We start from the raw sequence: 10,783 nt of genomic DNA on the forward strand, positions 1-10,783 counted from the left end.
CTTTGTATTGATGATGATGTATGACGAAGACGAAAATTGAACTGAGATTATGAATCTTTTTGTGTGTTTAGTTTTGCCTGAGTCATTCTTAAAGTAAGAAAACATGGAAAAATTGAAAGAAATTGCACGGCCCAGCTTTCGCTTAGTAAGAGATGGTGAACACTACGAGTATCACCAAAAAGTGTTGAAAACCGTTACTCCCATTATTGCCAAAGAGTATAAAATGGAAGAATTACGCTTGGTTTATGAGCGTTATTTCAAAAGGGAAGAGGCTGCTTATATGCGCGACAGGGCTTTTGAGGAAACAAAGGAGCTTCAGGCGGCCGACAAAAAGCGGGATGAGCTGTTTTGCTTTATTAAACGTACGATAGAGATAATGAAGTATAATCCGGATTCTTCCATCAAGGCTTTTTGGGAAGTTCTGGATGGCGGACTGGAACCTTACCGGAATGCACACCGCAAATCGTTTATCGAAAATACAACCTCTGTATCTCTCTTCCTGGAAGAGATGGCAGATGAAAAATACCTTCCGGCGCTGGAAAATCTGGATCTGCTGAAAGTCTTTGATCTGTTAAGGGAAGCGAACGATAAATGCTACCAACTATATAATGAACGCCTGAGCAAGAAAGAAAAGCGGAGTAAAGAAGATAAAATGAGAAGCCTTCGTCCGAAAGTAGACGAGGCTTTTTCTGAGTTGGTCAAATTTATTAATGCCATTTACCTGGTGAGTTATCAGATCACAAAAGAAGAACAAGTCATAAATGAAATGGAAACCTTGATCGATAAGATTAACGAGATAACCCGGGAAATGCAAAAATCGATTGTACAAAGACGGGCGGAAGTCGAAAAAATAAAGAAATAATGAATACATTTGTATGATATATGTATGGATGATGTGAGATGAAACGAATTTTTCTGATAGGCTACATGGGAGCCGGAAAGACAACAGTAGGGAAAGAACTGGCCAATAGGATGAAGCTTTCCTTTGTTGATCTTGATCATTATATAGAAGCTCGTTACCATAAAACTGTCAGGGATTTGTTTGCTGAAAAAGGCGAAGACGCCTTTCGCGATATGGAAAGAAACATGCTTCACGAAGTTGCCACATTTGAAGATGTGATTATTTCCACAGGGGGAGGAGCTCCCTGCTTCTTTGATAATATGTCATTTATGAATCAGATAGGGACTACGGTTTACCTGAAAGTTTCGGCAGAGGAGCTATCCAAACGCCTGGAACTGGTGAAACATACACGCCCTATCTTAAAAGGGAAGGCCGGGGAAGAACTTACCCGGTTTGTAAAGGATAATTTAGAGGTACGAACACCATGGTATACACAGGCATCCATTATTTATGATGCCGAAGTAATGCTAACCGACAGAGATGTGGAAGACATCGCGGAAGCATTGGCGAATATATTATTGTAGGAACGGGTGATATGGCAGGTAAAGAATCAACACATTTACAGGGAGCTTATATCCCACAGGAATTGCTGAAAGAGCTTGGAAAAGTAAATAATCGTTTGCTGATAGGCATTCCATGTGAAAGAGTTAAAGACGAGAGGCGTTTGGCTTTAACGCCGGAAGCCGTAGATATTCTGACCGATGCAGGGCATCGCGTATTGCTTGAAACAGGAGCCGGCTTGGGTATCAACTATTCTGATAACCACTTTTCTGAGGCAGGCGCCGAAATAGTAGAGACGCCCGAAGAGGTTTATAAAGCTGATATTATACTGAAAATACTTCCTCCTTTGCCTTCTGAAGTTGCGTTGATGAATCCCAGGACTACACTATTCTCGATGGTACAGTTTAACCTATTTTCCCAGGATGTATATGAAGGTTTGATTGCCAAGCGCATGAATGCAATTGCTTACGAACTGATGCTCGACTATCAGGGGAAATCACCCATCCTGAGTATGATCTCCGAAATAGAAGGTATGGCCGCCATTACGATAGCCTCTGGTTTGTTGAGTAATACGCAGGGCGGAAAAGGCGTGCTGTTGGGAGGAGTGCCGGGTATTGCTCCAACCGAAGTCCTTATTATAGGAGCCGGTGCCGCCGGAACCGTTGCCGCACGAAATGCCCTGGCCATGGGAGCTACCGTTAAGGTCTTTGATTATGACATCAGCAAGCTGCGGACACTTCAGCATACGCTGGGACAAAAGATTTTCACCTCCAATTTCCATCCAAAGGTATTACATAATGCTTTTCAGACTGCCGATGTTGTAATCGGAGCGATGAGCTATATCAACATACAACGCCGCTATATGATAGCTGAAGACCTGATCCGTACGATGAAGCGTGGAGCGCTTATTATCGACCTGCGTGTCAATCAGGGAGGCTGCTTTGAAACGACTTGTTGTCTTTCGCCTTCCGATCCGGAAATCTTTGAGCAGTTTGGCGTTTTGCATTATTGCAAGCCGAACGTTACGAACTCTGTTGCACGTACTACTTCTATGGGCTTCAGTAATATTCTGGTATCTGTTCTTTCCATGCTGGGAGATGCCGATTCCATTCAGGGAATGATAAAGGAAGACAACTGTTTTCGTTCGGGTGTGTACATGTATTCCGGAAAGCCCGTTAATAGTTATATCTCAAATCATTTTAATATTTTGTCCAGTAATCTGGATATCTATTTATCAGCATTTTGATTTGTGAAAATTAGATAAATATGATCTTTTGACTATATTTGCGACAATTTGTTTAATATACAATCAGGATGCTAAAGCTAATAAAAGAATTATGACAGAACAGACAAAAGTTACGACTTTGGAAAAAGTCGTAGTTCGTTTCTCGGGAGATTCGGGAGACGGCATGCAGTTAACCGGGACGATCTTTTCAAATTTGTCGGCTATCTTGGGAAATGAAATCTCTACTTTTCCTGACTTTCCGGCAGAAATTCGCGCTCCGCAGGGATCATTAAGTGGTGTATCCGGATTCCAGGTACACTTGGGATCAAAAAAAATCTTTACGCCAGGCGATAAAGCGGATGTGTTGGTTGCTATGAATCCCGCAGCTCTGAAAGTAAATGTAAACTATCTGAAACCTCTGGCTATTGTTGTTATTGATACGGATTCTTTCCAGAAGAGTGATCTTGATAAAGCCAAGTTTACTACAGATGATCCGTTTAAGGAGTTGGGCCTGACAAATGTACAGGTAATCGCTGCTCCGATCAGCTCGATGGTAAAAGACGGATTGGCAGAGTTTGGCCTAGACAATAAGTCGGCCGTACGCTGTAAGAATATGTTTGCATTGGGCTTGGTTTGCTGGCTTTTTGATCGCCCGCTCGACGAGGCCATGCACATGCTACAGAACAAATTTGCAAAGAAACCAACCATTGCCCAGGCCAATATCAAGGCGCTGACAGATGGTTATAATTACGGACATAATACCCACGCCTTAGTTTCTACTTATCGTATCGAAAGCAAGAAAATGGCACCGGGTTTTTATACGGATGTAAATGGGAACAAGGCTACTGCCTATGGCTTGATTGCCGCTGCCGAAAAAGCAGGCTTGAAGCTCTTCCTGGGTAGCTATCCGATTACTCCCGCCACAGATATTCTACAGGAACTTTCTGCCAGAAAAGACCTGGGTGTAAAAGCACTTCAGTTTGAAGACGAAATAGCCGGTATCTGTACCTCAATCGGAGCCAGCTTTGCCGGCTCTCTCGCGGCTACGTCTACCTCTGGCCCAGGTTTGGCCCTAAAAAGCGAAGCCATCGGACTGGCTGTCATTGCCGAAATACCTCTGGTTGTTGTAGATGTACAGCGCGGAGGCCCTTCTACAGGCTTGCCTACGAAGAGTGAGCAGACCGACCTGGCGCAGGCGCTTTACGGACGAAATGGCGAGAGCCCTGTTGTAGTGATTGCTGCCTCTACGCCTACAGACTGCTTTGATGCTGCTTTCTGGGCAGGTAAGCTGGCACTTGAACACATGACTCCGGTAATCCTGTTGACTGATTCTTTCCTGGCAAACGGCTCTTCTGCCTGGAAGCTGCCTGATATGAAAGACTATCCGGAAATCAAACCAAAATATGCTACGGAATACAAAGGCGATACGCCTTGGAAGGCTTATCACCGCGATCCGGAAACATTGGTTCGTTACTGGGCTGTTCCGGGAATGGAAGGTTTTGCTCACCGCATCGGCGGACTCGAGAAAGACTATGATACCAGCGCGATCTCTACCGATCCTCATAACCACCAGAAGATGGTGACTACCCGTCAGGCGAAAATAGACAAGATTGCCGATTACATCCCCGAAGTAGAAGTACTGGGCGATAAGGATGCCGACCTGCTGATCGTAGGCTGGGGAGGTACCTTCGGTCACCTCTGCGAAGCCATGGAGACTATGCATGAAAACGGAAAGAAAGTGGCCCTAGCTCACTTTAAGTTTATCTCTCCGCTGCCTAAAAACACAGCCGAAGTGCTGCTGAAATACAAGAAAGTGGTAGTAGCTGAGCAAAACAACGGGCAGTTTGCCAACTATTTGCGCAGCAAGATAAGCGGTTTCAATCCGTATAAGTTCAACCGCGTAAAGGGTCAACCTTTCATTGTGTCAAGATTAGTAGAGGAATTCACCAAATTATTGGAGGCGTAAACATGGAACAAGAATTAAAATATCAACCCAAAGATTATAAGAGCGACCAATACGTACGTTGGTGCCCCGGATGCGGAGACCATGCCGTATTGAACTGCGTGCATAAAGCAATGGCAGAACTGAATGTAGACCCGAAAGACATTGCCGTTATCTCCGGTATCGGCTGTTCTTCCCGTCTGCCGTATTATATGAACTCGTACGGGTTTCATACCATTCACGGACGTGGGGCGGCTATCGCTACCGGTGTTAAAACGGCCAATCCGGCGCTGAATGTCTGGCTGATGACCGGTGACGGCGACTGTCTGGCTATCGGAGGGAATCACTTTATCCATGCCGTACGCCGGAACATAGACCTCAATATCGTACTTTTCAACAACAAGATCTACGGTCTGACCAAGGGGCAATATTCGCCTACTACCGACCGGGGATTTGTGACGAAAAGCTCGCCTTACGGAACGGTAGAAGAACCCTTTATCCCGGCTGAGTTGACGTTTGGTGCAAGAGGTAATTTCTTTGCTCGTGTGATTGATGTAGACCTCAAGAATACAACGGATATCCTGACTGCTTCGGCTCGCCATAAAGGAGCTTCTGTAGTCGAAGTATTGGTGAATTGTGTCATCTTTAACGATGGCATCCATAAGCAAATCACTGATAAGGAATTTCGTCCGGACCGTACCATCTTCCTTCGCCACGGCGAAAAAATGCTCTTCGGAAAAGAAAACGAAAAAGGCCTGGTATTAGACGGATTGAAGCTAAAAGTCGTTACCATCGGACAAGATGGCTATACACTGGACGATATCCTGGTACACGATGCCCACACCGAAGATGCAACCATGCACATGATGCTGGGTATGATGGGTGGTGATCTGCCACTGGCACTGGGTGTTATTCGCGACGTAGATGCCCCATGCTACGATCAGGAAGTAGAAAAACAAATCCTGGAGGTACAAGCCAAGAAACCGCATCGTACGCTCAACGAATTCCTCATGAGCGGCGAAATCTGGGAAGTAAAATAAATTTTATATCATCTTATCTTTTCTTATTTAATAGAGACAAGGCATCGCCTTGTCTCTATTGCATTAATACGCTTTTTTTGCTGTATTTCTGCTCTTAATGATTATTAACTATGATTATTAGTTTGTAAACTAAAAGATTTAGTTTCTTTGTCGGAAAGATATTTAAAATATGAAACGACTTACTGCGAAAGAAGAAGAATTGATGGGCTATTTCTGGGAGAAAGGGCCTTTGTTCGTGAAGGAGCTACTCGACTTTTACGAGGAGCCGAAACCACACTTTAATACGCTTTCAACGATTGTGCGGGGGCTGGAAGAGAAAGGTTTCCTTTCGCATAAGGCGTATGGGAATACGTATCAGTATTACCCGGCAGTTACGGAAGGCGACTATAAAAAAGGTACCCTGAAGCATGTAGTAGCTAAGTACTTCAATAACTCCTATTTGGGAGTGGTTTCGTCTTTGATTGAGGAAGAGGATGTTTCGGTGGAAGAATTGCGCCGATTGCTTGATGAGGTGGAACAGGCTAATAAAAAATAAGAAGAGATGGGAGTGTTTTTTGCCTATATTGTTAAGTCTACCATCTGCCTGGCGCTGTTCTATCTGTTTTACAGGTTGCTGCTGAGCAGGGATACATTCCATCGTTTTAACAGGATTGTTTTACTAAGCCTGATCGGCCTTTCGGTAGTGATCCCATTTATTCGTATTTCAACGGAAAAGGCGACGGCTATCCAGTCTCCGATGCTCAATCTGGAAGAGTTTCTGCTGTTGGCCGGACAGGCTCCTGCGGCTTCTTCCCAGTCCGTTTTGCTGCAAATCGCCATGCTACTCTATCTGGGTGGAATTTTATTTTTTATTCTCCGTTTGCTTTATTCAGGTTGGATCATTATACGAATCATCCGTTCGGGCGAATGGGTAGAAGCGGGCTTGCCTGTTTCTTTGATTGTAACCGACCGGAATATTGCTCCTTTTAGCTGGATGAATCATATCGTGATCTCCCGTAAGGATTGGGAAGAGAGCCGGGATGAAATCCTGGCGCATGAAATGGCGCATATCCGTTACCGCCATTCGTGGGACGTTTTACTATCAGGCTTATGTGTGGTATTTCACTGGTTTAATCCGGCCTCCTGGCTTTTGAAGCAGGAGTTGCAGAATATCCACGAATATGAGGCCGATGAAAGCGTATTAAATCAAGGCATCGATGCAAAGAGATATCAATTATTATTAATTAAAAAAGCTGTCGGCACACAGCGCTTCACTTCTATGGCCAACAGCTTTAATCACAGCAAACTAAAAAAAAGAATTACTATGATGTTAAAAAGTAAATCGAACACATGGGGACGTTTAAAGTACCTCTATGTACTTCCGCTGGCAGCTGTTACAATCGCTGCTTTTGCCCGTCCGGAAATCTCTCGCGAGTTGGATAAGATTTCAAGTACCAAAGTTAGCGAATTGCCGCTAATAAAAGAAGCAATTCCCGTAAAAATCGAACCGCCTGTACCTTTGGATACTACAATCGTAGTAAAAACAGATGTAGACGTACGGAAGGTACAGGTAGAAGTAGAAAGAGCCATAAAGGAAGCCCGAATCGAGGAAACTGTTCAAAAGGCAATAGAAGAGGCTAAGATTGAGGAAACCGTAAAAAAAGCCATAAACGAAGCCCAAATAGAGGAAAACATCCAGAGACAGGTAGGAAAGGCGATAGAAACGAAAATGGAGAAAGAACCTCCCTTCATTATACCAGGCAATATCAACAATATCGTGTATGTGATAGATGGTGTAAGAAGCACCCAAGCTGATCTGAAAACAATATCTCCAACAGATATAGAAAGCGTCAGTGTTCTTAAAAATGAAAAAGCTAAAGAACTTTATGGCGAAGACATAGAAGGCGTTATCTATATCACTACCAAGAAATAAAGTATTAATTCCCCTCTTGAGAGGGGGCAGGGGGTGTGTTACAAACGTAACAACGTGCAAAATAACATACCCTTAGCCCCTCTCAAGAAGGGGAATTTGTTTCTCCTTACCGTTTTAGCATTTGTTAGTGTTTGGTGTTAAAATAAGGGCTGGCGCACAAGTAGAAAGAGATGCGAAAATCATATATTCTCTAATTGCTGAAAAATTTCCTTAATGGGTTGTGGGTAATTGAAAAATAGTATTATTTTTGCAGTGTGGTTTACAAGGTTTTTGTAGAAACGAAGGTAGAAAGTGTGATAGTAATTATTATAAATCAATCATTAATTATTAATTAGAAATGGCTAATTTAGATTTGAGCAAGTACGGGATTACGGGAGTAACCGAAATTGTACATAATCCGTCGTTCGACGTATTATTTCAGGAAGAAACAAAACCAGGTCTGGAAGGCTTTGAAAAAGGTCAGGAAACAGAGCTAGGTGCTGTAAACGTGATGACAGGTGTGTATACCGGTCGTTCTCCTAAAGATAAATTCTTTGTAATGGATGAAACCAGCAAGGATACTGTATGGTGGACTTCAGACGAATATAAAAATGACAATAAACCGGTAGACGCAAAATGCTGGGCTACTGTAAAAGATTTAGCTACAAAACAACTTTCAGGCAAAAGATTGTTCGTTGTTGACGCTTTCTGCGGAGCAAACGAAAACAGCCGTTTGAAATTACGCTTCATCATGGAAGTAGCATGGCAGGCTCACTTTGTGACTAACATGTTCATTCGTCCGACAGCTGAAGAATTGACTAACTTTGGAGAACCTGATTTTGTTATCATGAACGCTTCTAAAGCAAAAGTTGAGAACTACAAAGAATTAGGCTTAAACTCTGAAACTGCTGTAGTATTCAACCTGACTGAAAAGATCCAGGTTATCCTGAATACATGGTATGGTGGTGAAATGAAGAAAGGTATGTTCTCGTATATGAACTACTTGTTACCACTTCAGGGTATGGCTTCTATGCACTGTTCTGCCAACACAGACATGAATGGTAAAAATACTGCTGTATTCTTTGGTCTTTCAGGAACAGGTAAGACTACTCTTTCTACAGACCCAAAACGTTTGTTGATCGGTGACGATGAGCACGGATGGGACGATGAAGGCGTATTCAACTTCGAAGGTGGTTGCTATGCAAAAGTTATCAACCTGGACAAAGACAGTGAACCGGATATCTTTAACGCTATCACTCGTGACGCTTTATTAGAAAACGTTACTGTAGATGCAAATGGTAAGATCGATTTCAACGATAAGAGTGTAACTGAAAATACACGTGTTTCTTATCCTATCAATCATATTAAGAACATCGTTAAGCCGGTTTCTAAAGCGGGTCCTGCTGAAAAGGTTATCTTCCTTTCTGCTGACGCATTCGGTGTATTGCCTCCGGTTTCTATCTTAACTCCTGAGCAAACTCAGTACTACTTCCTTTCTGGTTTCACTGCAAAATTAGCAGGTACAGAACGTGGTATCACTGAACCAACTCCTACTTTCTCTGCTTGTTTCGGTGCTGCATTCTTGTCGTTGCACCCAACAAAATACGGAGAAGAACTGGTTAAGAAAATGAACAAATCAGGCGCTAAGGCTTACTTGGTGAACACTGGTTGGAACGGTAGCGGCAAACGTATTTCTATCAAAGATACACGTGGTATTATCGATGCTATCTTAGATGGATCTATCGACAAGGCTCCTACAAAATCAATTCCTTATTTTGATTTCGTAGTGCCTACAGCTCTTCCGGGAGTTGATCCTAACATTTTGGATCCTCGCGACACATATTCAGAAGCTTCTCAGTGGACAACTAAAGCAGAAGACCTGGCAAACCGTTTCATTAACAACTTCAAGAAGTTCACAGGAAACGATCTGGGTAAATCATTAGTTAACGCAGGTCCGAAATTGTAATTTAATATTACATAACACAATAGGGATAGAGACAGGGCAATGCCTTGTCTCTACTTTTTTGTAGAGGGAATATCTGATTTCCGATAAAATTTCTTACTAAATATAAAGGTATATTAAAATATATAACTACCTTTATACCGTATATCCGCTAATGTGGGAAATTTAAAAGGTGTGATATGAAGAAAATTCTGCTGATTATAAGCACGATACTTATTCTGTTCTCGTGTGGGGACGGTACGTCTTTACGGGTTGAAGGTAAACTTACCAACCTGGAGGATCAGACTATTTATGTCGTGTTTGAATCGGAAGATTATAGTGTGGTTGATACAGTTGAGTGTGAAAAACCTGGACAATTTAAGGTGGAACAAAAAGACCAGAGCTTTAACCGGGCTACTCTTTTCTTTGAAAATCGTTCCTCATGGTTTACCGTATATCTGGAGCCGGGCGTAAAAGTGTCTGTAACGGGTGATGTGCATTATCCGGTACTGCTTCAGGCCAAAGGTGGAAAACTGAATAATGAGCTTACTTCTATCCGCAAGAAACTATCCTCTTTGCTTAAGGAACAAGCCGACCTGATTGCTTCTGTAAACAATGGGAACAATGGAAGTAACGGGAATAATGAGGCGGCTACACGCCTGATCAATGTAAATCATCAACTCAGCGAACAGGCATTGTCTTATATACAGGATCATAAAAGCGAACAAGCCTCTGTTGTATTAATACAGACTTTCTTTGCGGATCCGGATGATACCCGCAAACTGGATGAATTACTGATAAGCCTAGATCCTGCCCTGAAAGACTTTTATCTGGTAGGAGAATTGGAACAGTATAGCATACGTGCAAAGCGGACAGCTTTAGGGGCTGAAGCTCCCAACTTTATGGTGAAGAACATTTATGGGAAAATGGTAAACCTGGAATCGTTTAAAAGCGAATATTTGTTGCTTACATTTACTGCCCCCTGGTGTGATATGTGCCAGACTGATGATTTGTATTTAGATGAGATAGACCAGAAATATTCAGATGAGAAAGTTTCTCAGCTTTTGATTAGTCTGGATGATAATATGGAAGGTGTACGGCAGGTTTTAAAGAAAGACAGTATCCAGTGGAACCTGGTTACCGATTCTGCCGGACAGGCAAGCATGTTGGTGGATTTATACAACGTAAGTGCTTTGCCCCGCTGCTTCCTGATTGACGACGAACGCAAAATTATCCTCAAAACTGAAAACGGCGTTGAGGTAAAACAAACGATAGAAAAATTATTTAACGCAGAACGGAATACGCAGGGCGCAGAACGGAAAGAGTGATATCCCATTCTGC

Annotated in this window: 9 protein-coding genes; all 9 read left to right on the forward strand. The window is 42.8% G+C overall.

Annotation, left to right across the window (positions count from 1 at the left end; genetic code table 11):
• The first annotated feature begins 103 nt into the window (after positions 1 to 103).
• The 9 genes from M2470_RS14600 (at position 104) to M2470_RS14640 (ending at position 10,770) form a co-directional block, all read left to right on the forward strand.
• Positions 104 to 862 carry a DUF6261 family protein gene (locus M2470_RS14600; RefSeq protein ID WP_280745744.1) on the forward strand — a complete coding sequence of 253 codons (759 nt, stop codon included), beginning with the start codon at positions 104 to 106 and terminating at the stop codon, positions 860 to 862.
• A 38-nt stretch (positions 863 to 900) separates the two neighbouring features.
• Positions 901 to 1,425, forward strand: a complete 525-nt coding sequence (locus M2470_RS14605) for a shikimate kinase (protein WP_280745745.1) — start codon at positions 901 to 903, stop codon at positions 1,423 to 1,425.
• 11 nt (positions 1,426 to 1,436) lie between these two features.
• Positions 1,437 to 2,648 (forward strand): NAD(P)-dependent oxidoreductase, encoded by a 1,212-nt coding sequence (locus M2470_RS14610; protein ID WP_280745746.1) that lies wholly within the window; start codon positions 1,437 to 1,439, stop codon positions 2,646 to 2,648.
• A 91-nt stretch (positions 2,649 to 2,739) separates the two neighbouring features.
• On the forward strand, positions 2,740 to 4,593 hold the full coding sequence (locus tag M2470_RS14615) for a 2-oxoacid:acceptor oxidoreductase subunit alpha (protein ID WP_280745747.1): 1,854 nt from the start codon (positions 2,740 to 2,742) through the stop codon (positions 4,591 to 4,593).
• Between the two features lie 2 nt (positions 4,594 to 4,595).
• Entirely contained in the window at positions 4,596 to 5,609 is a 1,014-nt protein-coding gene (locus M2470_RS14620; RefSeq protein ID WP_280745748.1) for a 2-oxoacid:ferredoxin oxidoreductase subunit beta, read from the forward strand.
• A gap of 169 nt (positions 5,610 to 5,778) precedes the next feature.
• Positions 5,779 to 6,144 (forward strand): BlaI/MecI/CopY family transcriptional regulator, encoded by a 366-nt coding sequence (locus M2470_RS14625; RefSeq protein ID WP_280745749.1) that lies wholly within the window; start codon positions 5,779 to 5,781, stop codon positions 6,142 to 6,144.
• A 6-nt stretch (positions 6,145 to 6,150) separates the two neighbouring features.
• The gene (locus M2470_RS14630; RefSeq protein ID WP_280745750.1) at positions 6,151 to 7,521 is read left to right on the forward strand and encodes a M56 family metallopeptidase; all 1,371 of its coding nucleotides are present in this window, start codon (positions 6,151 to 6,153) and stop codon (positions 7,519 to 7,521) included.
• A 337-nt stretch (positions 7,522 to 7,858) separates the two neighbouring features.
• The gene (gene pckA, locus M2470_RS14635) at positions 7,859 to 9,466 is read left to right on the forward strand and encodes a phosphoenolpyruvate carboxykinase (ATP) (RefSeq protein ID WP_280745751.1); all 1,608 of its coding nucleotides are present in this window, start codon (positions 7,859 to 7,861) and stop codon (positions 9,464 to 9,466) included.
• 176 nt (positions 9,467 to 9,642) lie between these two features.
• The gene (locus M2470_RS14640) at positions 9,643 to 10,770 is read left to right on the forward strand and encodes a redoxin family protein (protein WP_280745752.1); all 1,128 of its coding nucleotides are present in this window, start codon (positions 9,643 to 9,645) and stop codon (positions 10,768 to 10,770) included.
• The last annotated feature ends 13 nt before the right edge of the window (positions 10,771 to 10,783 follow it).

The sequence above is a fragment of the Parabacteroides sp. PH5-46 genome, from assembly GCF_029892785.1.
GTDB lineage: Bacteria > Bacteroidota > Bacteroidia > Bacteroidales > Tannerellaceae > DFXE01.